General features: G+C 68.7%; 23 protein-coding genes and 1 tRNA gene. 12 read left to right on the forward strand and 12 right to left on the reverse strand.

Annotation, left to right across the window (positions count from 1 at the left end):
* Nucleotides 1-74: 74 nt before the first annotated feature.
* Nucleotides 75-1,319, reverse strand: coding sequence for an MFS transporter (locus ABZU72_RS04255; RefSeq protein WP_355017662.1), 1,245 nt, complete (start codon nucleotides 1,317-1,319; stop codon nucleotides 75-77).
* 72 nt (nucleotides 1,320-1,391) lie between these two features.
* On the opposite strand from ABZU72_RS04255, the gene ABZU72_RS04260 reads away from it, so the two are divergent.
* A complete protein-coding gene (locus ABZU72_RS04260; RefSeq protein WP_355017663.1) occupies nucleotides 1,392-1,844 on the forward strand; it encodes a nuclear transport factor 2 family protein in 453 nt (150 codons plus the stop codon).
* Between the two features lie 94 nt (nucleotides 1,845-1,938).
* On the opposite strand, the gene ABZU72_RS04265 is transcribed toward ABZU72_RS04260, so the two are convergent.
* From ABZU72_RS04265 to ABZU72_RS04280, 4 genes are all read right to left on the reverse strand, one after another.
* On the reverse strand, nucleotides 1,939-2,571 hold the full coding sequence (locus tag ABZU72_RS04265; RefSeq protein WP_355017664.1) for a DUF2461 domain-containing protein: 633 nt from the start codon (nucleotides 2,569-2,571) through the stop codon (nucleotides 1,939-1,941).
* Between the two features lie 35 nt (nucleotides 2,572-2,606).
* On the reverse strand, nucleotides 2,607-3,983 hold the full coding sequence (locus ABZU72_RS04270; protein ID WP_355017665.1) for an adenylosuccinate lyase family protein: 1,377 nt from the start codon (nucleotides 3,981-3,983) through the stop codon (nucleotides 2,607-2,609).
* Between the two features lie 158 nt (nucleotides 3,984-4,141).
* Nucleotides 4,142-4,217: transfer RNA gene (locus ABZU72_RS04275), tRNA-Gly, on the reverse strand.
* A gap of 49 nt (nucleotides 4,218-4,266) precedes the next feature.
* Nucleotides 4,267-5,049, reverse strand: a complete 783-nt coding sequence (locus tag ABZU72_RS04280; protein WP_355017666.1) for an SGNH/GDSL hydrolase family protein — start codon at nucleotides 5,047-5,049, stop codon at nucleotides 4,267-4,269.
* A gap of 37 nt (nucleotides 5,050-5,086) precedes the next feature.
* Here ABZU72_RS04280 and dcd point away from each other — a divergent pair, with 37 nt between their 5' ends.
* Both dcd and ABZU72_RS04290 read left to right on the forward strand, forming a co-directional pair.
* Nucleotides 5,087-5,662, forward strand: a complete 576-nt coding sequence (gene dcd, locus ABZU72_RS04285) for a dCTP deaminase (RefSeq protein WP_141794788.1) — start codon at nucleotides 5,087-5,089, stop codon at nucleotides 5,660-5,662.
* A gap of 7 nt (nucleotides 5,663-5,669) precedes the next feature.
* Nucleotides 5,670-6,632, forward strand: a complete 963-nt coding sequence (locus ABZU72_RS04290) for a serine/threonine-protein kinase (RefSeq protein WP_355017667.1) — start codon at nucleotides 5,670-5,672, stop codon at nucleotides 6,630-6,632.
* On the opposite strand, the gene ABZU72_RS04295 is transcribed toward ABZU72_RS04290, so the two are convergent.
* Complete coding sequence (locus ABZU72_RS04295) at nucleotides 6,629-8,575, reverse strand: VWA domain-containing protein (protein WP_355017668.1); 1,947 nt, start codon at nucleotides 8,573-8,575, stop codon at nucleotides 6,629-6,631. The two genes, ABZU72_RS04290 and ABZU72_RS04295, sit on opposite strands and share 4 nt — an antisense overlap.
* A gap of 79 nt (nucleotides 8,576-8,654) precedes the next feature.
* Here ABZU72_RS04295 and ABZU72_RS04300 point away from each other — a divergent pair, with 79 nt between their 5' ends.
* From ABZU72_RS04300 to ABZU72_RS04340, 9 genes are all read left to right on the forward strand, one after another.
* Nucleotides 8,655-9,158, forward strand: coding sequence for a DNA-binding protein (locus tag ABZU72_RS04300; RefSeq protein ID WP_355017669.1), 504 nt, complete (start codon nucleotides 8,655-8,657; stop codon nucleotides 9,156-9,158).
* A gap of 39 nt (nucleotides 9,159-9,197) precedes the next feature.
* Nucleotides 9,198-9,800: a DNA-3-methyladenine glycosylase I gene (locus tag ABZU72_RS04305; protein WP_355017670.1), complete on the forward strand. Its 603-nt coding sequence runs from the start codon at nucleotides 9,198-9,200 to the stop codon at nucleotides 9,798-9,800.
* Nucleotides 9,801-9,906: 106 nt separating this feature from the next.
* The gene (locus ABZU72_RS04310) at nucleotides 9,907-10,938 is read left to right on the forward strand and encodes an iron-siderophore ABC transporter substrate-binding protein (protein WP_355017671.1); all 1,032 of its coding nucleotides are present in this window, start codon (nucleotides 9,907-9,909) and stop codon (nucleotides 10,936-10,938) included.
* Nucleotides 10,935-11,966 carry an iron ABC transporter permease gene (locus ABZU72_RS04315; RefSeq protein ID WP_355017672.1) on the forward strand — a complete coding sequence of 344 codons (1,032 nt, stop codon included), beginning with the start codon at nucleotides 10,935-10,937 and terminating at the stop codon, nucleotides 11,964-11,966. The genes ABZU72_RS04310 and ABZU72_RS04315 overlap by 4 nt, the downstream gene beginning before the upstream one ends.
* Nucleotides 11,967-11,988: 22 nt before the next feature.
* The gene (locus tag ABZU72_RS04320) at nucleotides 11,989-13,029 is read left to right on the forward strand and encodes an iron chelate uptake ABC transporter family permease subunit (protein ID WP_355017673.1); all 1,041 of its coding nucleotides are present in this window, start codon (nucleotides 11,989-11,991) and stop codon (nucleotides 13,027-13,029) included.
* A complete protein-coding gene (locus ABZU72_RS04325; RefSeq protein ID WP_355017674.1) occupies nucleotides 13,026-13,841 on the forward strand; it encodes an ABC transporter ATP-binding protein in 816 nt (271 codons plus the stop codon). Before ABZU72_RS04320 ends, ABZU72_RS04325 begins: the two co-directional genes overlap by 4 nt.
* 1 nt (nucleotide 13,842) lies before the next feature.
* Complete coding sequence (locus ABZU72_RS04330) at nucleotides 13,843-14,781, forward strand: siderophore-interacting protein (protein ID WP_355017675.1); 939 nt, start codon at nucleotides 13,843-13,845, stop codon at nucleotides 14,779-14,781.
* Nucleotides 14,782-14,864: 83 nt separating this feature from the next.
* Nucleotides 14,865-16,595, forward strand: a complete 1,731-nt coding sequence (locus ABZU72_RS04335; RefSeq protein WP_355017728.1) for a sodium:solute symporter family protein — start codon at nucleotides 14,865-14,867, stop codon at nucleotides 16,593-16,595.
* A 10-nt stretch (nucleotides 16,596-16,605) separates the two neighbouring features.
* Nucleotides 16,606-16,887: a hypothetical protein gene (locus tag ABZU72_RS04340; protein WP_355017676.1), complete on the forward strand. Its 282-nt coding sequence runs from the start codon at nucleotides 16,606-16,608 to the stop codon at nucleotides 16,885-16,887.
* A 15-nt stretch (nucleotides 16,888-16,902) separates the two neighbouring features.
* Here ABZU72_RS04340 and ABZU72_RS04345 read toward each other — a convergent pair whose 3' ends face one another.
* The 6 genes from ABZU72_RS04345 to ABZU72_RS04370 all read right to left on the reverse strand — a co-directional run bounded on the left by ABZU72_RS04345 (nucleotide 16,903) and on the right by ABZU72_RS04370 (nucleotide 25,730).
* Nucleotides 16,903-17,664, reverse strand: coding sequence for a DUF4097 family beta strand repeat-containing protein (locus ABZU72_RS04345; RefSeq protein ID WP_355017677.1), 762 nt, complete (start codon nucleotides 17,662-17,664; stop codon nucleotides 16,903-16,905).
* 74 nt (nucleotides 17,665-17,738) lie between these two features.
* Nucleotides 17,739-18,329, reverse strand: a complete 591-nt coding sequence (locus tag ABZU72_RS04350; RefSeq protein WP_355017678.1) for a toxin-antitoxin system HicB family antitoxin — start codon at nucleotides 18,327-18,329, stop codon at nucleotides 17,739-17,741.
* Nucleotides 18,330-18,572: 243 nt separating this feature from the next.
* The gene (locus ABZU72_RS04355; protein WP_355017679.1) at nucleotides 18,573-21,905 is read right to left on the reverse strand and encodes a (Fe-S)-binding protein; all 3,333 of its coding nucleotides are present in this window, start codon (nucleotides 21,903-21,905) and stop codon (nucleotides 18,573-18,575) included.
* A gap of 182 nt (nucleotides 21,906-22,087) precedes the next feature.
* Entirely contained in the window at nucleotides 22,088-23,371 is a 1,284-nt protein-coding gene (locus tag ABZU72_RS04360; protein WP_355017680.1) for a choice-of-anchor P family protein, read from the reverse strand.
* A gap of 265 nt (nucleotides 23,372-23,636) precedes the next feature.
* Nucleotides 23,637-24,695 (reverse strand): hypothetical protein, encoded by a 1,059-nt coding sequence (locus ABZU72_RS04365; protein WP_355017681.1) that lies wholly within the window; start codon nucleotides 24,693-24,695, stop codon nucleotides 23,637-23,639.
* 171 nt (nucleotides 24,696-24,866) lie between these two features.
* Nucleotides 24,867-25,730 carry a CoA ester lyase gene (locus ABZU72_RS04370; RefSeq protein WP_355017682.1) on the reverse strand — a complete coding sequence of 288 codons (864 nt, stop codon included), beginning with the start codon at nucleotides 25,728-25,730 and terminating at the stop codon, nucleotides 24,867-24,869.

Raw genomic sequence — 25,730 nt, forward strand, 5'->3', positions numbered from 1 at the left:
AGCGCCGGTCGGCACGCACTACTGGCGGGTAACATTAAGAATAGGCTTGCCCTCGAGGGGTGGCAAGCCCGGGGCTACTCACAGGTAGGGTTCTTCGTCACAACGGTGCGCCAGGGAAGCAGTCCGGAGGAGAGCAGAAGTACGCCTCCGGCCACCGCGATCGCGGTCCGAGGGCTCGTCGCCGCGGCCAGTGCGCCGGCCGCCAGGACGCCGACGGGCTGGGCGACCTTCATGGTGATCGACCATGCCGCCTGCACCCGCGCCATGTGATCGTCGGCGGTCTCGCGCATCCGGTAGGTGGCGAAGGTCGGGTTGAAGACGCCGGCGCAGAGGATCAGCCCGAAGTTGGCGGCGGTGAACCACGCGAAGCCGACCGGGCCGCTCGGGGTGAAGGCGATCGGGATGGTCCAGAGGGTGCGCGCGACGCCGGAACCGAGCAGCACCGCCCGCTCGCCGAGCCGGTTCGTGAGGCGAGGTGCGCACATGGCGCCGAGGATGCCGCCGAGGCAGGGTAGACCCATGGCGACGCCGTACATCCACGGCTCCATGCCGAGCACCCGCAGGGTCAGCACGGTCTGCAGCGGGCTGGTCGCGATCACGCACGAGCCGAAGAGGGCCGCGTTCAGGAAGAGTGCGCGCAGATCGCGCCTGGCGAGGATGTAGCGCCAGCCGGCGGTCACCTCGGCCAGCCGGTGCTGCGGCTTCCTCGTCGGTGGTTGCGGTTCCGGCGTACGGATCGAGCGGATGCCGAGCGCGGAGAGCAGGTACGTCACCGCGTCGACGAGCACAGTCAGCGTCGGCCCGAACGCCGAGACGAGTGCGCCGCCGACCGGCGGGCCGGCGGTGAAGATGGTCCAGAACGTCGTCTCCAGCCGGCTGGTGGCGACCAGTCTGGCCTCCGGGGCGACCAGTGCCTTCAGGTGGGCGCCGGCGGCCGCGGTGAAGGCGAGCTCGCAGGTCGCGGCCAGGACACCGACGACGCACAGGTGGGCGTAGGTGAGCAGGTCGAAGATCCCCGCCGCCGGGATGCTGAGCATCGCCGCGAACCGGATCAGATCGGCGCCGATCATCGTCGGCCGCTTGAACCGGTACTCGATCCACGGCCCGAGCCGGACTCCCGCCGCCGCGGCCGCGAACCCGGACAGCGCCGCCAGCAGCGACACCTGGAACGTCGAGGAGCCGAGCACCAGCACCGCGACCAGCGGCAGGGCGCCGTACGCGATGGTCGACCCGGCCTGGCTCGTCGCCGTCGCCAGCCAGAGCCGATCGAAGTCCCGCCCCGGTGTCGCGGTCCCGCGAGCGGTCTCCGAGACGGTCACCCGGTGACCCTATCCGGGCGGGACTCCACGATCAGGTAGAACACGTTCCAGTTTCGGCGTACGATCTGCCGCATGATCTCCTCCGACGCCATCACCTGGAACGCCCCCGACGACGAACACCCCGCACGTACGGCCGGGCAGCGCTCCTATGCCGCCGTCGCCAAGGGCGATCTCGACGAGTGGCTGACGATCTACGCCGAGGACTGCGTGCTCGAGGACCCCGTCGGGCCGTCGATGTTCGACCCCGAGGGCAAGGGCCACCACGGTCACGAGGGCCTCAAGGCGTTCTGGGAGAAGGCGATCGCCTCGGTCCACAAGTTCGAGTTCGAGATCAACGACTCCTTCGCCAACCCCGCCGGCAACACCTGCGCCAACATCGGCAAGATCAAGACGTCGTTCCCCGACGGCAGTTACACCACCACCGAGCTGATCATGGTCTACACCGTCAACGACGAGGGCCGCATCGCCTCCATGAAGGCCTTCTGGGAGCCCGAGCGAACGATGGCGAGCTTCACCAAGCCCTGACGCCAGATAGTCCGGGACGTTCGAGCCCATCTACCGACTGGTAATGGGCTGAAACGTCCCGGACTATCTCGTATCGGTCCTGTCACGCAGGAGTTCACGCCACGGCGTGCTCGGCGATCCACTCGACCAGGGGACGTACGGCCCGCCAGTCCTTCTTCACCTCGCCGACGAGGTCGGGGGTGTGGATGATCGGCTCGAAGCCGATGGTGCGGCCGAGGTGGATCGACTTGTAGCGGAGGAGCTCGATCTTGGGGTGGTCCTTGTCGAAGCCGCGCGGGGCGGTCTTGAGGCGGTCACCGGTGACCTCGTAGCCCTTCTTCTCCGAGACCGCGAGGCGTTTCTCCAGGTCAGCGCCGTAGTGGTCGTGGACGATGGCGTCGCGGAAGGCCGCCAGCCGGGGCGGCTCGAACCAGTAGCAGCCGCCGCCGGTGCGGATGCCGCGCGGTGAGACCTCGACGTAGTAGCCGGTCTGCGGCGCCACGGCCACGAAGGCACCCTGGTGGGTCTTGTAGGGGAGCTTGTCCTTCGAGAAACGTACGTCGCGGTAGGGCCGGAAGATCTTGGCGCTGCCGAACTCCTCGGCGAGCTCGTCGGTGAGCGCCTTCATCGGCGCGTGGACCGACTCCTTGTAGACGTGCTTGTGGGCTTCCCAGAACGACTTGGTGTTGTCGACCTCGAGGTCGTCGTAGAAGTCGAGCGCTGCCACGGGAAAACCTTCGAAAGACACGTACGCAGCCTATCGACGTCCGTGCAACGCCAGCCTCAGACGGCAGGAATCTGGATGTCGTCGGCCACCCGGCGGGCGTGCTCGGCCATGGCGCGGGCGATGTTGGCGGACTCGCCGAGGTGGCGGCACGGGTCGAGCAGGTCGGCGATCTCGCTGCGGGTGAAGTGCTCGGAGACCTCGGGCGAATCGGCGAGGAGCGAGGCGAAGTCGATGTCGTCGACCGCGGAGCGCTGGGCGAGCTCGAAGACGACGTCGTGGGCGACCTGGCGGCCGATCCGCTCGCCGAGCTCGAGCATCAGCGACTCGGAGCCGATGAGGCCGCCGGAGAGAGCCAGGTTGGCGCGCATCCGCTCCTCGTCGAAGGTCAAGCCGGTGAAGATGACCACGAGCCTGGCGAGTACGTCGCCGGCCAGGCGAGAGGCCTGCGCGACCGCGTCCTCGAGGATGCCGGTCATGGCGCCGTTCGCCTCGTGGTCGTGGAGCATCGACTCCATCGCCGGGGCGACGAGCCCGCGCAGCTGGGTGGCGGCGGTGATGACGTCGAGGGTGAGCTGCGGGTTGCGCTTGTGGGGCATCGTCGAGGAGCCGATGGTGCCTTCGGGGATCGGCTCGAAGGCCTCCCCGAACTCGGGCTGCATCATCGAGTAGACGTCCTTGCCGATCTTGCCGGCGGTGCCGCCGAGCATCCCCAGGATCGAGACCCACTCGACCATGCCGTCGTTGATCGCGCGCGAGGGGACCGGCATCGAACCCATGTCGAGCCGGGAGGCCGTCTCGGTCTCGATGGCGCGGGCGTGGGAGCCGAAGGAGGCCATGGTGCCGGCCGCGCCGCCCATGAGCAGCCGGAAGACGCGGTCCTCGACCGAGCGGAGCCGGTCGACGTGGGCGGCGATCTCGTCGATCCAGATGGCGACCTTGAAGCCGAAGGTGATCGGGACCGCGTGCTGGGAGTGTGTGCGCCCCGGCATCGGCACCTCGGCGCCGGCCTCGGCGACCTTCGAGAGCGAGCGCAGCAGATCGCCGAGCAGGTCGAGGATCTTGTCGTGTGCCTGGCGCAGCAGGATCAGGTCGGCGGTCTGGGTGATGTTCTGCGTGGTGGCGCCCCAGTGGACCCAGCCACCGTGCTTCGCACCGACGACCCGGCAGAGCTCCTCGACCAGCGGCGTCAGCGGGTGGCTGTGCTCGGCGGTGGCCTTCTCGATCCGGTCCATGTCGAGCTTGCCCAGATCGGCGGCCTCGGCGATCGCCTCGCCGGCCTCCGCGGGGATCACCTTCACGGCCGCCTCGGCCTCGGCCAGGGCCGCTTCGACATCGAGTCGCGCTTGGAGACGCGCCTCGTAGGTGAACAGATCTCCGATGCCGTGGTCGGGGACTCGTCCGTCGGTGAATCGGTTGCTCGAGCCCGCGGGCATGTCGAGTGATCCTTTACGTGTCGTTCACACAATGATTGGAAAACAGAAACCCAATCTTAATGGACGCAAGTCGCAAACACCCGCGATCGTGTGCTGCGTCACTTGGATCGTGCAAGTGAACTGAAACAGGCCGCGCCACATGGCACGGCCCGAATCTATGGAGCGGACGACGAGATTCGAACTCGCGACATCAACCTTGGGAAGGTTGCGCTCTACCAACTGAGCTACGTCCGCAGGTGCGACCAGGATGTTACCCCACACACCCAGCCAGGTGTGAAACCGGTCAGGAAAGTCGCGTCATCTGGGGATAGCGGGCCGAGAGCCCGTCGCCCGCGGGGCCGCGGAGCACGCGGCGTACGGCCCAGGGGAGGGCGCGGGCAGCCAGCCGCCGGACCTCGCGGATGGGCCCGCCGATGCTCGGCTCCTCGATGACGACCAGGGGTTTCGGGGTGGGCAGGTGGTGGCGTACGCCGAGGGTGTCGAGGACCTTGATCGCCATCAACTGGTGGCCGGGGGCGCCCAGGAAGCCGTGGCCGTCCCAGTAGCCGGCGTCGTCGTACTCGGTCATCCGCCAGAAGTCGACCAGCGTCGCACCGCGCCGTTGAGCGATCTCGCGCACGGCCTCGTTGTAGACCGCGAAGCGTCCGCGGAGCAGGCGCCCGACGGTCGACGCCCGCGCGCCGTACGCGGTGAAGACGAGCACCTTCGCGCCGCTGTCGACGAGCTGCTCGATCGCCGACTCGTAGGTCGCGAGCAGGGCGTCGATGTCGACGTGCGGCCACATCAGGTCGACCGACCCGCCGTAGATCGTCACCACGTCCGGCTCGAGCGCGATCGCCGCCTCGACCTGCTCCTTGACGATCCGGTCGATCCCGCGGCCGCGGACGGCGAGGTTGGCGTAGGTGAACTCGGGAGTCCGCTCGGCCATCACCTCGGCGACCCGATCGGCCCAGCCGCGTACGCCGTTCGGGCGGCGGGCATCGGCGTCACCGACGCCCTCGGTGAAGGAGTCGCCCAGCGCGACGTACCGGCGATATCCGCCGGGGATCAGCGCATCCAGTGCCATGGCCCTGATTCAACCGGATTTGGACTAGATTTGCCCCGTGCTGCTCAGCGACAAGGACATCCTGACCGAGATCCACGACGGAAGGATCGTCATCGACCCCTGGGACGAGTCGATGCTGCAGCCGTCGTCCGTCGACGTACGTCTGGACCGGTTCTTCCGGGTCTTCGACAACCACAAGTACGCCACGATCGACCCGGCCGTGGACCAGTCGGAGCTCACTCGGCAGATCGAGACCGAGGGCGACGAGCCGTTCATCCTGCACCCGGGCGAGTTCGTGCTCGGGTCGACGTACGAGACCGTCAGCCTGCCCGACGACATCGCCGCGCGGGTCGAGGGGAAGTCGTCGCTGGGGCGTCTCGGACTGCTCACCCACGCCACCGCCGGCTTCGTCGACCCGGGCTTCTCCGGCCATGTGACGCTCGAGCTGGCCAACGTCGCGACCCTGCCGATCAAGCTCTACCCGGGGATGAAGATCGGTCAGTACTGCTTCTTCAGGCTCACCTCGCCGGCTCAGAACCCCTACGGCAGCGAGAAGTACGGGAGCCGCTACCAGGGCCAGCGCGGCCCAACCGCCTCGCGCAGCTTCCAGAGCTTCCACCGCACCAAGATCTGAGCGGCCGGTGGGCGAGGTCTTCGCGGGGCGCTACGAGCTGCTGGAGCCCATCGCGGAGGGAGGGATGGGCGCGGTCTGGCAGGTCCAGGACCGTCGCGAGGGCGACATCAAGGCCGCCAAGCTGCTGCGTCAGCGCGATGCCGCCTCGTTGCTCCGGTTCATCCGCGAGCAGGCCACCCGGATCCACCACCCGCACGTCGTGACCCCGCTCGGCTGGGCCGGCGAGGACGACAACGTGCTGTTCACGATGCCGCTGCTGCGCGGTGGCTCGGTCGCCATGTTGCTGGGTGACTACGGCGGGCTCTCCGAGCAGTGGGTCGACGCGGTCCTCGACCAGACGCTGGCGGGTCTCGAGGCGGTGCACGCCGCCGGCGTGGTGCACCGCGACGTGAAGCCGGGCAACCTGCTGCTGGAGGTGACCGGCGCGGGCGTCCCGCACGTGCGGCTCTCCGACTTCGGCGTCGCTGTGCCCGCCGACCAGCCGCGGCTCACCGAGGCGAACGTGATGATCGGTACGCCGGGCTACATGGCACCTGACCAGGGGTTCGACCCGGACCCCCGTGACGACCTCTACGCCACCGCGGTCACCGGCCTGCATCTGCTCACCGGGATGAGGCCGCCGCACGATGCCGCGTACGTGCCACCGACGCCGCTGGGGCGGCTGCTGCTGCGCGCGGTCGGCGAGGATCGCGCCGCCCGGCCGCAGTCCGCGGGGGAGTTCCGGCAACTGCTTGCCGAGGCCGTGCCGTCGAGGCCGTGGGAGCCGGGCGAAATCGAGGTCCTGGACCAGTACGCCGCCGGGCGCATGTCGCCTCCGCCCCCTCCGCCTCCGCCGACGCCCCGGGACACTCGGGAGAAGACCGCGATCCGGCGTACGAATCAGCACGACGACCGGCCGGTGTGGCCGATCGTCGTGCTGGCGCTCGCCGGGGTCCTGCTGCTGGCGGGCAGTGCGTTCCTGTTGAGCTAGGCGCGCCGCCTCCGGATCAGCAGCACGGCCGCCGCCGCGAGCGCGGCGATCCCGAGCCCGGCACCGCCGATGCCGGCGACCAGCTTGACCGTGTCGCCGGACGCCTTGGCGTCGTCGTCCGTGCCGGTCCCGTTGCTCGCCTCGTTCTTGCCGGAGCCACCCGAGCCGTCCGGGTCCTCGGCGCCGTCCGCCGAGTTCAGGTTGAGGTCGGCGGTCGGCGGCGTGAGCCCGGAGACTTTCTCGTAGTCGGGTTCACCGGCGCCGTCCTCGCCGACGGTCTCGATGGTGAGGGTGTAGGGCACGTTGATGTTCTCGTCGAGCTGGTACTGCACCCGTACGTAGTGGACACCCGGCAGGCCGGTCGAGGCCTCCGCGTCGGCGTAGTCGAATCGGTTGCGGTAGGCGATGACGTTGGAGAGGGTGCCGGTGCGCCAGGCGTCCGGGCAGTTCTGGAGCAGTCCCGTGGTGCACCAGCTCTCCGGCGACTTGCTGCCGAGGTCGACCGTGGCCTCGCCGCCGAGCGGCCCGATGACGTCGAGTTCCACGCCCGCTCCGAGTCCCCACTCGCGGCGGAGTGCGTCGGTCATCCTGGCGTCGAACTGGGCCTGTAGGTGCTGGCCCCAGCCGACGGGGACGCCGATGACCTGGTTCTCACCAGGATTGATGTCGAAGGAGTATGTGCCGTCCTCGAGGATCGGCGCGTTGGCGATCGCGCTGCCCGGGACGATGTCGCTGGTCGGCTCGACCGGCGACAGGTCCGTCCAGGTCGGCTCCTCGGTCTGAGGAGGCAGGGCGTCGAGCGCGGCCGCACTGACCGGCGGCTCCTCGTAGACCATCAGCTGGACCGGCTTCCCGGCGATCGCACCGGTGTCCTTGCCGCCTGACTCGGTGTCGAAGAACAGCTCGTCCGCGGTGTTGCACGGCGCCTCCGGGTCGGTGTCCGCGCTGTGGGTCGAGCCGAAGATGAGCCGGCTTCCGTCGCCGTGAGTCGTGCTCTGCACGACCGCCCGTCGGCACTGCCTGAGGTCGCCGTTCTCGTCCTCGATGCTGATCTGCGCGTTCAGGTTGCTGACCAGATCCTCGGACTCGCCCTCGAAGATCAGGCCGAAGTGCACGGTGGTGCCCGGCGCGGTGCGCTCGAAGCGGTAGTAGCGCTCGCCGCGGGTCTGGATCGTGTCCAGGTACTGTCCCGCTTTCACGACGGGTGCGGCGGCGGCGTCCGGCGTGCCCTTCACCGGCGTGCCGGTGAACTCGAACGGCCGCAGCGCCCGCTGCGAGGCGCCCGAGATCGACTCGCCGATGCCCTCGGCGTCGTCGGCGTCGTAGTAGGTGCCGTTGCCCTTCTCGGCGATGCACTCCAGCTGCCTGCGGGCCTTGCCGGAGACCGAGAGGCCGACGACGTCGATCTGCAGGTCGATGCCCTGACCGGCGATAGCCTGCGCTGCCGGGCACGGGTCGCCACAGGTCGACTCGCCGTCGGAGACGAGGATGATCGACCGCTTGCCCTCGGCGCCGATGTCCTCGGCGGCGCGCTCGAGGGCAACCGGGATCGGGGTCTCGCCAAATGGTTTGTAGCCGCTCACCGCCGACCTCAGGTCGTCGCGGTTGCCGGTGCCGGGCTCGACGACCAGCTGGGTGTCCTCACAGGCGCCCTTCTGCTTGCGTCCGAACACCTTCGCGCCGAACACCCGCATGCCGACGTCGGCGTCCTCCGGCAGGTCGTCGATCACGGTGTTGAGCGCCTGCTTGGCCGCCTCGATCTTGGTGCTGCCTCCGCCGGCCGGCTCCTTCATCGAGCCGGAGGAGTCGAGCACCAGGATCATCCGGCCGTACGTCCCCTGGGTCTGCTCCTCGGCGGCGGCAGCGGGGGCGACGCCGGTGCCGGCCACGGCTAGGGCGAGGACCCCGGCGAGGCCGGCGGCGATGACACGTCCTGTTCGCATGGGCAGCACCCTAGATTCACTAACGTATACGCCGCAAGTACGTTTGCAAACTTCTTGTCTACTTGTGTAGATTGCTGGCATGGGCGTCGAGGAGAACATCCGGCAGCAGCGCGAGCTGTACGGAGAGCCGCTCGGTGAGCTGGTGCGGCGCGCGACCTCTCCGCTGGGTCTCACCCAGGCGACGACCGCCAAGGTGCTCGGCCTGAGCCCGGCGATGCTGTCGCACCTGATGACCGGGCAGCGGGTCAAGATCGCCAACCCGATAGCGCTGGCACGTCTGCACGCGCTGATCGACCTCGGCGCCGAAGCGGGTGGCCTCACCACCTCCCAGATCAACGAGCGGCTCGACGAGATCCGTGAGCTCTCCTCGGAGCTGACCACCGGCTCCCGTGCCGCGGCCGTCGAGGGCGGTGCGGCGGTGCGCGGCGTACTGCGCGCGGTGGCGTCCGGCCGGGAGCTCCAGCAGGCCGTCGACGCCCTGCGCGATGTCGCACCCGGCCTGGCCGAGGTCCTCCAGATCTACGGCTCCGGGACCGACGACGAGATCCGGGCTCACTTCGCCTCGATCCGCCATCTGCTTTGAGAAAGGTGGATGTCGGTGGTCGCGGCTAGGGTCGGGTGGATGAGTGAAGCACCATTCCTGGCCCCCGACGGCCAGACGCGTTGCGCGTGGGCCGGAGGGGCGCCGGAGTTCCTCGGCTACCACGACACCGAGTGGGGATTTCCGGCCGGCGGTGACGTACGGCTCTTCGAGAAGATCTGCCTGGAGGGATTCCAGAGCGGGCTGTCCTGGCGCACGATCCTGAACAAGCGCCCCGCGTTCCGGGAGGTCTTCGCCGGCTTCGACTACCACTTGGTGGCCGAGTTCGACGAGGGTGACGTCGAACGGCTCCTGCAGGACGCGAGGATCATCCGCCACCGCGGCAAGATCGAGGCGGCGATCAACAACGCCCGCCGCGCGGTCGAGCTCATCGAGGAGCGCGGGTCGCTGGCTGCGTACGTCTGGGGGTTCGAGCCTGAGCCGCTCGAGGTCCCGGAGGTGGTGGCCACCTCCGCCGCCTCGATCAGCCTCTCCAAGGACCTCAAGAAGAGAGGCTGGAAGTTCGTCGGGCCGACGACGATGTACGCGTTCATGCAGTCGATGGGGATCGTCAACGACCACTCGCTCGACTGCGTGATCCGGGATCGGGTCGAGGCTGAGCGGGTGGCGTTCGTCAGGCCCTGACCGCCCGCTGCGTCGTCCCAAACTCTGGGGGCCGATATCTCGTGGAAACCAGAATGTGTTTAGGCTGTCCTAACTAAGCATTGCCTAACCCGAGGTGGTTCCCCACGTGATCCGTCGTCCCGTACTCATCGCAGTGAGCACCGCGCTTGCTGTCTCTGGCCTGGCTGCCTGCAGCACGGGCTCCACCGACTCCGCCGACTCCGGCCAGGAGTCCACCTCGAAGGCCGACTCGGGTGCCTTCCCGGTGACCATCGAGCACGCCTTCGGCGAGACCAAGATCGAGGAGGAGCCGAAGCGCATCTCCGTCGTCGGTGTCAACGACGCCGACATGCTCCTCTCGCTGGGCGTCGTGCCCGTCAGCATCCCCAAGGTCACCTGGGGCGGCGACGAGGATGGCACCACGCCTTGGTTCGACGAGAAGCTCGAGGAACTCGACGCCGACATGCCGGCGATCCTCGACCAGACCGACGCCATTCCGGTCGACGAGGTCGCCAAGCAGACCCCCGACCTGATCCTGGCGACCTACTCGGGCATCACCGAGGAGGAGTACAAGAAGCTCTCCGAGATCGCGCCGGTCGTCGCCTACCCGGACCAGCCGTGGGCGACCGCGTGGGAGGACTCCCTCGACATGGTCGGCAAGGCCACCGGTCGCAACGAGCTGGCCGACGAGGTCGAGGCCGACACCCAGAAGCTCTACGAGGACGTCAAGAAGGACACCCCGGAGATCCAGGGCAAGACCTTCGTCTGGGCGGCGCTGTCGACCGCCGACCTCTCCCAGATCCCGTTCTACACGACCGAGGACGCCCGCCCGGACTTCCTCTCCGACCTGGGCATGAAGAACGCGCCGGTCGTCGAGGAGAACACCAAGAAGGGCGAGTTCTTCGCCCAGGTCTCCGCGGAGAGGGCCAGCGAGCTCGAGTCCGACTTCCTGTTCACCTATGCGGTGGAGGACGCGGACGCCGAGACGTACGCCAACGACAAGCTGATCGGCCAGATCCCCGCGATCAAGGCCGGCCACATGTGGGCCTCGACCGACAACGTCGCCTCGCTCGCCGCGGGCACCCCGACGCCGCTGTCGGTGCCCTACGCCATCGATGAGTTCGTCCCGGGCATCGTCAAGGCACTCGAGGGTCAGTGACCCTCACGACGACGCTCGACCGAGCCCCGGCCGCGGATCCGCGCGGCCGGGGTCGGTCGTCGATGCTGCGGGTCGTGATCCTGCTCGCCGGCGTCCTCCTGGTCGCCGTCGTCGCCTCGATGCTGATCGGCGCGAAGCTCGTCTCCCCGCTGGACCTGTGGCGTGAGGGCAGCGTCGGTCAGGGCATCTTGGAGACCCGGATGCCGCGTACGGTCCTCGGGCTGATGGTCGGCGCCGCGCTGGCGCTCTCCGGCGCCTGTCTGCAGGGTCTGACCCGCAACCCGCTGGCCGACCCGGGGCTCCTCGGGCTCAACTCCGGTGCCACGTTCGCGATGGTGCTGGCGGTCTCGGTCTTCGGCATCGGCTCGCTCAACGCCTACCTCTGGTTCGGCTTCGCCGGCGCCGCGGTCGCCGCGGTGCTCGTTCACACGGTCGCCTCCTTCGGCACCGGTGGTGCGACCCCGGCCAAGCTGGTCCTAGCGGGAGCCGCCGTGGCCGCCGGGGTCACCTCGTGGACCACCGCCGTCCTGCTCACCGACAAGGCCACCTTCGACGTGATCCGGCTGTGGCAGGTCGGCACCATCGGCGGCCGCGGCTGGGACATCGTCCTGACCGGGCTGCCCTTCCTCGCCGTCGGTGCGCTGCTGACCCTGGGTGGTGCCCGCACCCTCGACACGCTCGCCCTCGGCGACGACCTCGCGCGCGGGCTCGGACGGCGCACCGGCATCGACCGCGCCGTCATCGGCCTCGGCGTCGTGCTCCTCACCGGCACCGCCACCGCGCTGTGCGGCCCGATCGGCTTCGTCGGCCTGATCGTCCCCCACATGGTCCGGGTCATGGTCGGCTCGGCCTACACCCGCGTGCTCCCCCTCTCGGCGGGCTTCGGCGCCGCCCTCACCCTCCTGGCGGACGTGGTCGGCCGGGTCATCTGGCCGCCCTCGGAGATCCAGGTCGGTGTGATGACAGCCGTCGTCGGCGTACCCGTCTTCGTCTTCTTCCTGCGCCGCGGACGGATGGCCGGACTATGAGCGAGCGTCAGCGAGCGAACAGATGAGCGTTCAGTCGATCAACCCCACCGCAGTCGTACGCAGCGCCCGGCGCATCCCGCAGCGGCGGCTCGTCCTGGTGGCCGGTGGCCTGGGGTCGGCCCTGTTCGGGCTGTTCGCGCTCCGGGTGCTCGCCGGCGACTACATCATCACGCTGCCGGACTTCTTCCGGATCCTCGGCGGGGAGGAGATCCCCGGCGCGACCTTCATCCTGATGGAGTCGAAGCTGCCGCGGGCGGTCCTGGGTGTGCTGGCGGGAGTCGCCTTCGGCGCCGCCGGCGCGATCTTCCAGTCGACGTTGCGCAACCCGCTCGCCAGCCCCGACATGCTCGGCATCTCGCTCGGGGCGAGCGCGTCGGCGGTCTTCGCGATCGTGGTCCTCTCGCTGAACGGATCGGCGCTCTCGGTCGCCGGGATCATCGGTGCGGTGCTCACCGCCGTCACGATCCGGCTGGTGGCCGGCAGCGACGGTGGTTACCGGCTGGTGCTCGTCGGCGTCACCGCTGCCGCCGGACTGGTCGCCGTGATCCAGTACCTCTTCACCCGCGCCAACGAGTACGACGCCCAGCTCGCGCTGCGCTGGATGACCGGCAGCCTCAACTCGGCCTCCTGGCCGACGATCCGGATCCTGCTCGTCGCCCTGGTGATCCTGCTCCCGCTGGTCGCGTGGACGGTGAAGTCGCAGCGGGTGCTCGAGCTCGGTCCGGACGTGGCCAACGCGCTCGGCGTCACCCACCGCTACGCCGACCTGCTGCTCCTCCTCGCCGTGCTGCTGTGTGCGCTGGCGGTCGCCGCGACCGGCCCGGTCGCGTTCGTCGCCTTCGTCGCCGGGCCGATCGCCCGAGTCCTCAACGGCGGGCGTACGACGATCCTCGGTGCGGCGCTGGTCGGCGCCGTCGTGATGGTCGGGGCCGACTACGTCGCGGCCTACGGATTCCCCGGCACCAACCTCCCGGTCGGTGTCGTCACAGGTGCGTTCGGGGCGCCGTTCCTGTTGTGGTTGCTCGCCAGCGGGCGGGCTGGACGAGCTGGAAGGAAGTCATGAGACTCGCTGCGGAGAGTGTGAGCCTCGGCTACGGCGCTGATCCCATCGTCGACGAGGTCTCGCTGGAGATCCCCGATGGCCTGACCACCGTGATCGTCGGCGCCAACGGTTGTGGGAAGTCGACCCTGCTACGCGGGATGGCGCGGCTGCTCCGGCCCATCTCCGGGCAGGTGGTCCTGGACGGCAAAGCCGTGCACAAGCAGCCCACCCGGGCGGTGGCCAAGACGCTCGGCCTGATGCCGCAGTCGCCGATCGCACCCGAGGGGATCACCGTCGTCGACCTGGTCGGCCGCGGTCGCCAGCCCCACCGGGGCGCGCTGCAGCGCTGGTCGCCCGAGGACGACGCGGCGGTCGCCGAGGCGCTCGAGCTGACCAACACGCTCGACCTCGCCGACCGGATCGTCGACGAGCTCTCCGGTGGCCAGCGGCAGCGGGTCTGGGTGGCGATGGCGCTGGCTCAGCAGACCGACCTGCTGCTCCTCGACGAGCCGACCACGTTCCTCGACGTCGCCCATCAGATCGACCTCCTCGACCTGCTCCACGGGCTCCGCTCCTCGCGAGGCACCACCGTCGTGATGGTGCTCCACGACCTCAACCTGGCCGCCCGCTACGCCGACCACCTGATCGCGATGAGCGGCGGAAAGATCGCCGCCACCGGCACGCCCGCCGAGGTGGTCACCGCCGACCGCGTCGAGCAGGTCTTCGGTCTGGAGTCCCAGGTCATCGTCGACCCCGTCTCGGGCACACCGATGGTCGTCCCCATCGGACGTCACCACCGACCGACCGCTCACCCCCACGCACAAGGAGCCTGACATGCCCATCCTCGCCCGCGTCTCGGTGCGCTCCGTCGAGCGCCTCTCCCCGTCCTTCGCCCGGATCGAGCTGGCCGGCGACGACCTGGCCGACTTCGGCAACGACGGCCCGACCCTCGACCAGCGCATCAAGCTCCTGTTCCCGGCCACCCCGGGCGTGCTGCCCGCGCTCACCGCCGAGGACTGGTACACCGAATGGCTCGCCCTCCCCGAGGAGGAGCGCCCGCGGATGCGCACCTACACGATCCGCTCGATCGAGGGGGAAGGCATCGAGAAGCGTCTGTACGTCGACTTCGTGCTGCACCCCGGCGCGCACGGTCCCGGCTCCGACTGGGCCGGCGCGGCCAAGCCGGGCGACGAGATCCTGGTCGCCGGACCCAAGCTCGGCGAGCCCTACGGCGGGATCGAGTGGCTTCCTGGCGACGCGACCCGGCTGCTGCTGGTCGGCGACGAGACCGCCGTCCCGGCGATCGTCTCGATCCTCGAGTCGCTGCCGGCGGACGCCACCGGATCGGCCTTCCTGGAGGTGCCGGTAGCTGATGACGTACAGAAGGTTTCTGCGCCTGAGGGGCTGCAGGTCAGCTGGCTGCCGCGCGAGGGCACGCCCGTGGGCGGCTCGGCCCTGGCCGCCGTCGGTGGGCTGCTCGGCTTCGAGGCGACGCCCGAGGACGTGACCTCGGTCGAGGTCGAGGACCCGGACCTGTGGGAGACCCCGGACTACTCGTCCTCGGGCGAGGAGGTCGCCGGCCCGGAGAGCGGCGCTGGGGACGGTGCTGGGGACGGTGCTGAGAACGGTGAGGACGGGCGCTACGCCTGGATCGCCGGGGAGTCCCGGATGGTCACCGCGCTGCGCCGTCATCTGGTCAACGAGCTCGAGATGCCCCGCAAGCAGGTCGCCTTCATGGGCTACTGGCGAGAAGGCGTGTCGATGAAGGGGTGACCCAGCGCATTTTTGAGGCGTACGCGTGGTTAAGTTTGGTGCGCCCAATCAAATAGAAGGGTCTCGGAATGCAAGCAAGCATCCTGGCCGCGGACACCCTGATCCAGGCCAACGCGGTCGACTATCTCCTCATCGCGATCTACTTCGCGTTCGTTCTCGGCATCGGCTTCCTGGCCAGCCGCGGCATGTCGAGCTCGGTCGACTTCTTCCTCTCGGGTAGGTCCCTGCCCGCGTGGGTCACCGGTCTCGCCTTCATCTCAGCAAACCTCGGCGCTGTCGAGATCATGGGGATGTCGGCTACGGGGGCGCAGGTCGGGCTCCCCACCGTCCATTACTTCTGGATCGGTGCCATCCCGGCCATGCTGTTCCTGGGCGTCGTGATGATGCCCTTCTACTACGGCTCGAAGGTGCGCTCGGTCCCCGAGTTCATGAAGCGCCGTTTCGGCACCGGCGCCCACCTGGTCAACGCGCTCTCGTTCGCGGTGGCGCAGCTGCTCATCGCCGGCATCAACCTCTACCTGCTCGGCTCCATCGTGCACGCGCTGCTCGGCTGGCCGCTGTGGGTGGCCCTGATCGTCGCCGCGGTGATCGTGCTGTCCTACATCACCCTCGGTGGTCTGAAGGCCGCGATCTACAACGAGGTGCTGCAGTTCTTCGTGATCGTCGCCGGGCTGCTGCCACTGACCATCCTGGGCCTCCACCGGGTGGGCGGCTGGGACGGCCTGACCTCGCAGATCGAGAAGGCCGCGGCCGCCAACCCCGACACCATCGCACCGGCCGCCGACCAGCTCAACTCCTGGCCCGGCACCGCCCTGACCGGATTCTCCTCCGACTTCCTCTCGGTCGTCGGCATCGTGTTCGGTCTCGGCTTCGTGCTCTCCTTCGGCTACTGGACGACCAACTTCGTCGAGGTCCAGCGAGCGATGGCCGCCGACTCGATCAGTGCGGCCCGCAAGACACCGATCATCGGTGCGTACCCGAAGATGTTCATCCCGTTCATCACCATCCTCCCCGGCATGATCGCGGCGGTCCTGGTCACCGAGATCGCCCAGACGAAGGCGGGGGAGTCGGTCGCCGGCGGTGCCTCGGGTGAGGGCGTGACCTATAACGACTCGCTGCTCTATCTGATGGCAGAGGTGCTGCCCAACGGTCTGCTCGGCCTGGCGATCACCGGTCTGCTGGCAGCGTTCATGGCCGGTATGGCGGCCAACGTCTCCGCGTTCAACACGGTGGTGTCCTTCGACATCATCCAGGAGTACATCATCAAGGACCGCCCCGACGACTTCTACGTGAAGCTCGGCCGCTGGGCGACCGTCGCGGCGACGGCCATCGCGATCTTCACCGCTGTCCTGGCGTCCAGCTTCTCCAACATCATGGACTACCTGCAGACGCTGTTCGGGTTCTTCAACGCGCCGCTGTTCGCGACGTTCATCCTGGGTATGTTCTGGAAGCGGATGACCGCGACCGCCGGTTGGGCGGGTCTCGTCTCCGGCACCTTGGCCGCGGTGGGCGTCGGCATCCTCGCCGACGGCACGCTTGGCGGGCTCTCCGTCGGCGTCCTGCCGCTGTCGGGCCAGGGTGCGTCGTTCGTGGCTGCCGGTGTGGCCTTCGGCGTCGACATCATCGTCAGCGTGCTCGTCTCGCTGGTGACCGCGCCGAAGCCGGAAGGCTCTCTGAAGGGTCTGGTCTACTCCGAGACCCCGAGGGAGGATCTGGTGGACCCCGAGGACGCCGGTCGCCCGTGGTGGCAGCGTCCGGTGCCCCTCGCGGGTCTCGCGCTGGTCATGGTCACCATCCTGAACGCGATCTTCTGAGGAGACTGAGATGTCCAGCGAATCGAACACAGCCAAGACCAACAAGGGTTTCCTCGGCACGCTGCTGTCGCTCTTCGACATCCGCAACGTGATCGGGTCCCTGCTCGCGGTCTACGGCGTCATCCTGCTGCTGATGGGCCTGTTCGGCGACCCCGAGGTCGACAAGACCGGCGGGCCCAACGCCAACCTCTGGGCGGGCATCGTCCTGCTCGTCGTCGGGGCCGCCTTCATCGCCTGGGGTGTGCTCCGGCCGGTCGTGCCGGACGCGCCTCATCCCACCAAGGAGAAGTAGCCCGCCCTCCCGGGCTCAGAGCCCGATGAGGGTGATGTCACCACTCACGGTGGTGGTGCGGAGCTCGACGTAGGGCTCACCCGCGGCCGGTGCACCAGCGCTCTCGACAGTGCTGGTGCACCGGCCGGTCACCGTGTTGACGTCGGTCCACACCGGGGTGCCGTTCGGGATCCCGATGCGTACGTCGGAGGAGGCTCCCTTCACCGAGATCCGGCCCGCACTGACCGAGTGGATCGCGAAGTCGCCCGCGCCGGTCGAGTGGCTCACGTCGCCCTCGACCTCATCGATCTCCACACTGCCTGCGCCGGTCTTGGTCTGCAGGTCGTGGACCGTACCGATCCGGATGTCGCCGGATCCGGACTTGATCGAGGCGCGCCCGTCGAGGGTGTCCGCCTCGACGTCCCCCGAGCCGGACTCGACCTGGAACTCCTCGGTGACCCGGTCGATCCGAATGTCGCCCGACCCGGTCTGGAGCCAGGCTGCCCGCAGGACGCCCTGCGTGGCGATGTCGGCGGTTCCGGTGCGGGCTCGCAGCTGGCTGCGGGCGGGAACCGTCACGCTGATGTCGTATCGCCGCGAGCGGCTGAACGGGCCCTTGTGCGGGTCGATGATGTTGATCGTGTCGCCGCTCTGCTCGACGACCAGATTCTCGGCGTCGTCGCCGTCGATCTCGACGACGGTCTCGTCGGTATCTGTCGCCTGGACCTCGAGATTGCCCTTGCCGAACTCGACGAACAGCTTGGCGGGGGCGGTGGACATGAAGGTGTACGTGCTCATGATGGTGCTCCTCAGGGTGTGCGGATCTACCGGACCGGCCGGGCGGCCGTCCGTGGTCGTGCCTAGAGCTCAGGTCAGAGCCAGCCGGTCATCCGGCGGTCGGACCTGCCGCGGTTGCTCCCGCGGAACGGATCGAGGCTGCTCATCGCCTCGCTGACGATGTGTGGGATCGCGGAGAGGTCGACGTCGACGTTGACCGCGTTCTCGCGGGTCGCCGCGCGGACCGCTCCGACGAGCCAGGTGTTGAGGGACTGGCCGGCCTCGGCCGCAGCCTCCTCGGCCTTCGCCTTGAGCGACTCCGGGATGCGGAGGGTCACTCGGGCGAGGGCGTCGTCGCCCTCGGGCTCCGGCGGGGCTGGTGGGGCCGGGGGTGCGGGCGGTGTCGGCGGCGTAGGCGGCGTCGGGGGAACCGGCTCGGCGAGCTCGGGAAGCGTGACCCCGAACTCCAGGTCGCGCCCTCGCAGACGTACGTCCACATTGCCCGCCGGCAGCTCCGCCGTGATCTCCGCGGCCGCCTGGCTCACCGCCTCCATCACCGCCAGCCGAGCGGCCGGGTCGAGGGCGTAGGTGAGCCGCTCCGCGGTCTCCCGCGCCTCCGGTCCCGATGCCTCGGCCGCGGCCAGGAGGTCCCGTCGCAGGCTGTCGATGTACGGCGTGATGTCCATACGCACCACTATGACATCATCATGACGTCATAACAACCCCAATCTGACGCCACGTGATGTCAGGCCCTTCGCTGAGGCGTCACCCCGGTCGGCCGAGACGTCGGGTACGTCGGTCGAGTGGGCACGCTGGTGCCGTCTCGGCCGACGCGAGCGACGTCTCGGTCGACGTCTCGGCTAAATGACGATGACACCTTGTGAATCACTCACAAGGTGTCATCGTCTGGTGCAGCGGACCGCGGTGGGTCAGAGGTCGAAGAGCGACCCTGCCTCGTGGATGTCGACGTCCGTACGCGGCGCGTGCGCGTCTCCGCTCACGGCCGGTGCCGGCTTGGGCTCCGGTGCGGGGGCGGCCTTCTCGGGCTCCGGCTCGGGCTCGGGCTCGGGCTCGGCCGGCGTCTCCACCTCGACCGCCGCTTCGTCGGCGGGTGCGGCGGGTGCCTCGTCGACCACGGTCTCCGGGGCAGCCTCGGCCACAGGTGCGGCCTCAGCGGGAGCAGCCGGAGCCGCAGCTGCGACCGCGCCCTCCGGGGCCTCGATGTCGAAGAGCGAGCCGAGGCTGTCGAAGTCGACGTCGGTCTTCGGGTCCGAGGTCACTCCTGAACCTGCCACAGGCGCGGCCGGAGTCGCGGCCTCGACCGGAGCAGCAGGCTCGGCGGCCTTGGCCGTCGTCGGCTCGGGCTCGCTGGCCGGGATGTCGAAGAGCGAACCACCTGCGCTGAGGTCGACGCTCGGCTCCTCGGTGGCCGGCGGCGCAGCCGGAGCCGCGGGCTCGGCTGCCGGAGCAGCCTTCGCCTCCTCGGCCGGTGCGGCCGGGATGTCGAAGAGCGAGCCGCCTCCACCGAGGTCGACAGCAGGCTCCTCGGCGGGCGCCGGAGCGGCCGGAGCTGCCTTCGCCTCTGGCGCGGCAGCAGGCTCCGCATCCTGAGCCGGTACGTCGAAGAGCGACCCGCCAGTTCCGAGATCCGCAGCAGGCTTGTAGGCAGGCTTCTCGGCAGGTGCCTCCGCAGGCGTGTCGAAGAGCGACCCGCCGTCGTCGAACAGCGAGCCACCGGAGGCCGGCTTCTCCGGCTCAGCGGCTGGAGCGGGGGTGTCGAAGAGCGAGCCGCCACCCGACGTACCTCCCGAGGCCGGCTCGGCCGGGGCAGGGGTGTCGAAGAGCGAGGACGCGTCGGCCGGAGCCTTCGCGGTCTCGGTGGTCTCAGCAGCCTCGGCGGGGGAGTCGAAGAGCGACGAACCCGCAGCGGCGGTGGCAGCACCGGCGGCCGGAGCGGCTTCCTCGACTGCCGGAGCAGCCTTGGCGGCGGCACCGACCTTCGCACCCTCGCCCGGGGCCAGCTTGGTCGCCTGCTCGCCCTTCACGGACGCGAGCAGCATCTGCGCGACGTCGAGCACCTCGACCTCTTCGCGTGCGGCGCCGTTGGCCTGGGCCTTGGTCAGACCGTCGGAGAGCATGACGCGGCAGAACGGGCAGCCGACGGCGATCTGGTCGGCACCGGTGGCGACGGCCTCATCGGTGCGGTTCTCGTTGATCCGCGACCCGATCTTCTCCTCCATCCACATCCGGGCGCCACCGGCACCACAGCAGAAGGAGCGCTCGGAGTTGCGGGGCATCTCCTTGTATTCGGCGCCCGGCATGATCTGCAGCAGCTCGCGCGGCGGCTCGTAGACGCCGTTGTGGCGGCCGATGTAGCACGGGTCGTGGTAGGTGATCGAGCGCTTCTGGGCGCCCGCACCCTCCGCGACTGGGGTCAGCTTGCCCTCGCGGACGAGGCGGTTGAGCAGCTGGGTGTGGTGGACGACCTCGAGCTCGATGCCGAACTCCTTGTACTCGTTCTTCAACGTGTTGAAGCAGTGAGCACAGGTGGTGACGGCCTTCTTGACCTTGAACTCCTTGAACGTCTCGACGTTCTGCTGAGCCAGGCCCTGGAAGACGAACTCGTTGCCGGCCCGGCGGGCGGAGTCGCCGGTGCAGGTCTCGCCGTTGCCGAGTACGCCGAAGGAGACCCCGGCCATGTCGAGCAGCTCGGCCACGGCGCGGGTGGTCTTCTTGGCCCGGTCCTCGTAGGCGCCGGCACAGCCGACCCAGAACAGCCAGTCGACCTCCTCCAGCGACTCGATGTCCTTGCCGACCTCCTTGACGTCGAAGGGCAGGTCCTTGGCCCAGTCCATGCGCGCGTTGGCGTTCATGTTCCAGGGGTTGCCCTTGCCCTCGAGGCCCTTGAAGAGGCCGTTGAGCTCGGAGGGGAAGTTGGACTCGACGAGCACCTGGTAGCGGCGCATGTCCATGATGTGGTCGACGTGCTCGATGTCGACGGGGCACTGCTGGACGCAGGCACCGCAGGACGTGCAGGACCAGAGGACGTCCTCGTCGATGACGAAGCCGCCGTCCTCTGGGTTGTAGAACCAGTCGAGGACCTCGGCGTTGCTCTCGGCACCGGCCGGGGCGCCGTCGGCCTTGCCGATCAGCGGCTTCTCCTTGAGGTCGGAGTCACCGGCGGCGGCGTACGCGTGCTCACGCAGGCCCATCATCAGCAGCTTGGGCGAGAGCGGCTTCTCGGTGTTCCAGGCGGGGCACTGCGACTGGCAGCGACCACACTCGGTGCAGGTGGTGAAGTCGAGGATGCCCTTCCAGGAGAAGTCCTGGATCGAGCCGACACCGAGGATGGCGTCCTCGGGGATCCGGTCCTCCTCGACGTCCTCGAGGGTGACCGGCTTGCCGTCGATGAGCATCGGCTTGATCGCGCCGAGCGCGGTGCCGAGCGGGCGGGCGCCGTCAACGGCAGAGGTACGCGACCCCGGCTCGCGCTTGAACCAGATGTTGAACCAGGCGGTGAAGCGGTGCCAGGCGACACCCATCGTCAGGTTGGACGAGATCACCATGAGCCAGATCAGCGCGGAGAGGATCTTGAAGGCCGCGATGAGGTAGATGATGTTCTCCAGCGACCCGATCGCGTCGGGACCGGTCGGGTAGAGCGCACCGAAGAACTGCGAGATCGGGAAGTGGAAGCCGGTGGCGTGCTCGGCGTGCTCGCCCCCGTGGGCCAGAGCCAGGTTGTACTCCGCGCCGCGGATGAACAGGATCGCGATCGACTCCAGCAGCACCATCGCCTCGACGAAGAACGCCTGCCACATGACCGAGCCGTAGAACCGGGTCCCGCGACCCAGCTTCTTCGGCTGGTGCAGCAGCCGGTAGATGATCAGGGGGATGATGCCCAGGGCGCCCAGCAGGCCGAGGCCCTCGGCCACCCACTCGTAGAGGAAGAACTTCCCGATGAAGGGGATCGTCCAGTCGGCTGAGAAGAGCTGGAAGTACGCCGAGCCGACGGCGGTCGAGAGCACGATGAACGCCGCGAAGGCGAACCAGTGCAGGATGCCGACCCAGGTCCACTGCAGCATGCGCGTGTGGAGGACGGTCTCTTTCAGCATCGTCAGGGTGCGGGCCAGCGGCTGGTCGACGCGGCTGATCGGCGTACCGATCTTGATGACCGCGAGCATCGACCTGACCGCCTTGGTGGTCAGATAGACGGCGGCCACCGTTGTCGCGAGGCACACGACGATGGTGATGATCTGCAACATGCCTAGGCGCTCCTCATCAGGGGGCAGGACTGCCGGAATGAACCGAGCCTAATGCTTGGCGCCGGTTCGAGTGCGTACGGGTGGGTTGATACTACCCGTGAGTAACTTCAGGATGAAGAAACGGCCCGCGACCTGGTCAGGACGCGGGCCGTTTCTTAGGACAGCCTCAGTGGATCAAGGCCTCACTTGTTGGCGTTCACCTTGAACTTCGCGTGACCGATGTTGACGACCGTCTTGGTGCCCTCGGTCGCGTCGAGGAGCGTCAGCCGCAGGGCGACGACCTCGACCAGGTTCTTGCTGCGCTCGACGACGACCTTGGTCTCGATCTTGGCCAGGCCGGGGATGTCGACGCGGGAGAGCGCCGACTCGAGCTGGGCGAGGGAGACCTTCTGCTTGCCGATGTAGATGTCACCGAACTTGGTGCCCGAGATGGACGTCGTCGAGCCCTTGCCCTTGACGAAGTTCGCGTTCGCCTGGGCGCGGATGGCCTCGATGCGGATCGCGCCGTCGCCGATGTTGACGTTGGCGACCTCACCGAAGGTGTAACCCCCGGCGGTGGTGCTGGTCTGGTTCGAACGCTGACCGCTCGTGAGGCCCTTGACGTCCACGATGTCGCCGACCTCGCCCAGCGGGACGTGGCCGATGGACTTGGTCTTCAGCTTGCCCTTGGTGCCGGCGCAGCCGGCATTGGTCAGCGGGTTCTTGCCGACCTGGACGGCACCGCCGAGAGCGGAGGCGTCGACGGAGTTGGAGAAGCCGGAGAAGACGCCGGAGAACGCCTGGCCGTTGATCTCGGCGCGGGAGCGACCGACGATGACCTCGGAGTCGGTGCCGTGGAGCTTGATCCAGATGCCGTTGGCGTAAGCCTCGGCGCCGTCGGCGTTGGTCTTCTCGACGGTGTTGCCCAGACCGATGGTGGCAATGCCCGGGATGACGAGCGGCTTGTCGCGGCCGGGGATCGGAAGGTCGATCTTCTGGCCGGGGCCGGCCGGGTCGAGGACCACGTGAGCGATCTTGGCCTTGGAGTCGGCCTTGTAGCCCTTGCCGTCCCACCAAGCCTGGGACACCGAGCTGAGACCCTCGACGGTGACCTTGCCCAGCGGGCTCTTGTCGAGCACGACGTCGGCGATCTTGTGCTCCGAGATGGACTTGACCGTCGAGCCGGACTTGACGGTGCGCTGCTTGGTGGTGGTCGCGCCGATCGTGCCGAGGCCGGGCACCTTGGCGCCGGCGGTGTTGTTGTTGACGTCGTAACCAGCCTTACGGGTGCACCCGATGGTCTGGTATCCGAGGTCTCCCGAGTTGGCCGGGATGCTTCCACCGGTCACGCGGCTGCCGAATCCGGCGGCGAACATCCCGAAGGAGGTGTTCGTCAGCGCGGCCTGTGAGGGCGCCGGCACAACCAGGACTGCGCCGACGACGGCGGCAGCGGCTGCGGACAGCGCGAACGTACGGATGTTACGCATTGTTGGTTGGACTCCGATTCTGCGGTGGGGATCCCCCAAGATCCCCGCAACGGGGCCGTGCCACCTGCCAGATCCGGGGGAACCTGGCGCACTCCCGAGTTAAGGGGTGGCACATCGCTCAAACGAGAGAAAACCACGGAAGTTATCGGGACGGAGGTCCTATTTCTAGATGGCCCGTCCTTGTCATGGGTAACCCACCCGGGCATACGCAAACGGGGCCGTGACCTCGGATGAGGTCACGGCCCCGTTCTGGGCCACTCGATGACTACGGGGTCAGGTCGAGCTTGATTCCGGTGAGACCGTCGATGACGCCCGTCACCGTGTCGAGCACCGGGGCGACCACGTTCTCGCCCAGCGACGGCTGCGTCGGCACGGGGGTCGGTTCGGGTTCGGGCTCCGGCTCGGGCTGCGGAGCGGGCTCCGGGGCCGGCTGCGGGGCCGGTTCGGGAGCGGGCGCCGGGTCCTTGTCGGACAAGGTGTCCCCGCTGCGCGGGGTGGAGACCGCCCCGCTGGAGGAGTGAGCGCCACCGTAGGTCTCGGCGCTGGAGGGCGCGTCGTAGTCGCCGTTGGAGTGCTTGCCGCCGGAGGTGGTGCCTGGGGCTGCGGGGGAGAACGGGGACGTCTTCTCCGGGGCGATCACGCCGGGGGCGTCGATGACCTTCTGGTCGGCGATGTCGACCACGGGTACGGCGTCGTACTGGCCGGCGTGGGCTTTGGCCTGCGTGGTCTCGAGGTCCGGTCCGACGTTGGCCTGGGCGAAGGCGCCGATGCCGGCCGAGGCGATCGCCATCGCGGCGAGCGGCAGCAGCACGGCCTTCTTGTTGCGGGCGCGGCTCTTCGGAATCCGCTGTTCCTCGACCACGCCGTTCCTGGTCGGCACCTGCGCGGCGGCGTACGACGGCATCGCCGGGTTGGCGAATGTCACCGGCCCGGCAGGGTGGAACTGCTGTGCCGTGTAGGGGCTCGGCTGGTAGGCGTACTGCGGCAGCTGGGGGTGCGGAGGCACTGGGCGCTGGTAGGTGGCCCGCGGCGGCTGGGGGTAGCCGGCATCGGAATGTCGCAGGACGAGCGCCGTGCCGGGCTGCGGCTGTGGTGCGTACGGCGTGTGATGCGGTCGCACTCGCTCCACGGCTGAGTTCGTCTTGGGATTGGTGAACCACGACTCGTCCGCCGGCGACAACCCCTCGAGAGCGCGGCGGGCGATCTCGAGGGGTTCGGGCGCGGTGTCGTTCGTGGGGAGCATCGGTGTGGCGGGGTGTCGAGCCGGCGTGGGTGGGACGTTCGAGTGGTCCCCCGTCGCGGGCCGACGATTCGCTTCAGTCATCTGACGCTGTCTCCTGAGCGCGTAGCGAGTGTCGGTTGTGTCGCGCAGCACGTAACGGAACCAGAATCTCGACCGCTTGTCACCTTCTTCTCAGAAAAAAGTTACTGACAAGGCCAAATGGGCTCAGGAGGTAACGAGGGAGATACACCTAGGGGTATATCTCCCTGTGGATTACAACGCTGCGATGGCCTCGGCGATGCTCAGCGTGCGCCGCGCGGACTCGACGTGGAGGTTCTCCACCATCTTGCCGTTGTAGGTCACCACGCCACCGTCGCTCGCCTCCCAGGTCTCGATGAGGCCCTTGGCGTCGGCCGCCGCCTGCTCGCTGGGCGCGAAGCCTGCGTTGGCGCCCTCGACCTGGGCGGGGTGGATCAGGGTCTTGCCGTCGAACCCGAAGATCCGGCCCTGCTCGACCTCGGCCGCGTAGCCCTCGGCATCCTTCACGTTGTTGTAGACGCCGTCGAGGATGACCTTGCCGCTCGCGCGCGCGGCGAGCACGGCCAGCTGGAGGCTGGTGACCAGGTTGGCGCGGGCCGGGACGTGTTCGACGTACAGCTCCTTGACCAGGTCGTTGGTGCCCATGACGAGCACCGTCAGCCGCTCAGAGGCGGAGGCGATCTCCTCGGCGTGGAGGATGGCGTACGGGCTCTCGATCATCGCCCAGAGCTTGGTCTGCTCCGGGACGCCGGCCTGCTCGAAGGCCGCGACGAGGTCGTGCACCTGCTGGGCGCTGTTGACCTTGGGGACCACGATCGCGTCGGGTCCTGCCTTGGCTGCGGCGGCCAGGTCGTCGGCGTGCCACTCGGTGTCGGCGCCGTTGATGCGGATGGTGAGGTACTTGTTGCCGTACTCGCCCGATGTCACGGCCGCGGCCGCGTTCTCGCGCGCCTCCGGCTTGGCGTCGGGGGCGACGGCGTCCTCGAGGTCGAGGATCAGCGCGTCGGCGGTGATCGTCTTGGCCTTCTCGAGGGCACGCGTGTTGGAGCTCGGCATGTAGAGAACCGAGCGCAGGGGGCGGAGGGTGGTCTCGGTCAT

It is taken from the genome of Nocardioides sp. NPDC004968 (assembly GCF_040608935.1).
Classification (GTDB): domain Bacteria; phylum Actinomycetota; class Actinomycetes; order Propionibacteriales; family Nocardioidaceae; genus Nocardioides.

Excerpts from the sequence above, each read along its gene's own strand:
- ABZU72_RS04260 (WP_355017663.1), top strand. The coding sequence starts at position 1,392 with ATGATCTCCTCCGACGCCATCACCTGGAACGCCCCCGACGACGAACAC.
- ABZU72_RS04270 (WP_355017665.1), bottom strand. The coding sequence starts at position 3,983 with ATGCCCGCGGGCTCGAGCAACCGATTCACCGACGGACGAGTCCCCGAC.
- ABZU72_RS04280 (WP_355017666.1), bottom strand. The coding sequence starts at position 5,049 with ATGGCACTGGATGCGCTGATCCCCGGCGGATATCGCCGGTACGTCGCG.
- ABZU72_RS04295 (WP_355017668.1), bottom strand. The coding sequence starts at position 8,575 with ATGCGAACAGGACGTGTCATCGCCGCCGGCCTCGCCGGGGTCCTCGCC.
- ABZU72_RS04300 (WP_355017669.1), top strand. The coding sequence starts at position 8,655 with ATGGGCGTCGAGGAGAACATCCGGCAGCAGCGCGAGCTGTACGGAGAG.
- ABZU72_RS04305 (WP_355017670.1), top strand. The coding sequence starts at position 9,198 with ATGAGTGAAGCACCATTCCTGGCCCCCGACGGCCAGACGCGTTGCGCG.
- ABZU72_RS04320 (WP_355017673.1), top strand. The coding sequence starts at position 11,989 with ATGAGCGTTCAGTCGATCAACCCCACCGCAGTCGTACGCAGCGCCCGG.
- ABZU72_RS04325 (WP_355017674.1), top strand. The coding sequence starts at position 13,026 with ATGAGACTCGCTGCGGAGAGTGTGAGCCTCGGCTACGGCGCTGATCCC.
- ABZU72_RS04330 (WP_355017675.1), top strand. The coding sequence starts at position 13,843 with ATGCCCATCCTCGCCCGCGTCTCGGTGCGCTCCGTCGAGCGCCTCTCC.
- ABZU72_RS04340 (WP_355017676.1), top strand. The coding sequence starts at position 16,606 with ATGTCCAGCGAATCGAACACAGCCAAGACCAACAAGGGTTTCCTCGGC.
- ABZU72_RS04345 (WP_355017677.1), bottom strand. The coding sequence starts at position 17,664 with ATGAGCACGTACACCTTCATGTCCACCGCCCCCGCCAAGCTGTTCGTC.
- ABZU72_RS04350 (WP_355017678.1), bottom strand. The coding sequence starts at position 18,329 with ATGGACATCACGCCGTACATCGACAGCCTGCGACGGGACCTCCTGGCC.
- ABZU72_RS04355 (WP_355017679.1), bottom strand. The coding sequence starts at position 21,905 with ATGTTGCAGATCATCACCATCGTCGTGTGCCTCGCGACAACGGTGGCC.
- ABZU72_RS04360 (WP_355017680.1), bottom strand. The coding sequence starts at position 23,371 with ATGCGTAACATCCGTACGTTCGCGCTGTCCGCAGCCGCTGCCGCCGTC.
- ABZU72_RS04365 (WP_355017681.1), bottom strand. The coding sequence starts at position 24,695 with ATGACTGAAGCGAATCGTCGGCCCGCGACGGGGGACCACTCGAACGTC.
- ABZU72_RS04370 (WP_355017682.1), bottom strand. The coding sequence starts at position 25,730 with ATGACCGAGACCACCCTCCGCCCCCTGCGCTCGGTTCTCTACATGCCG.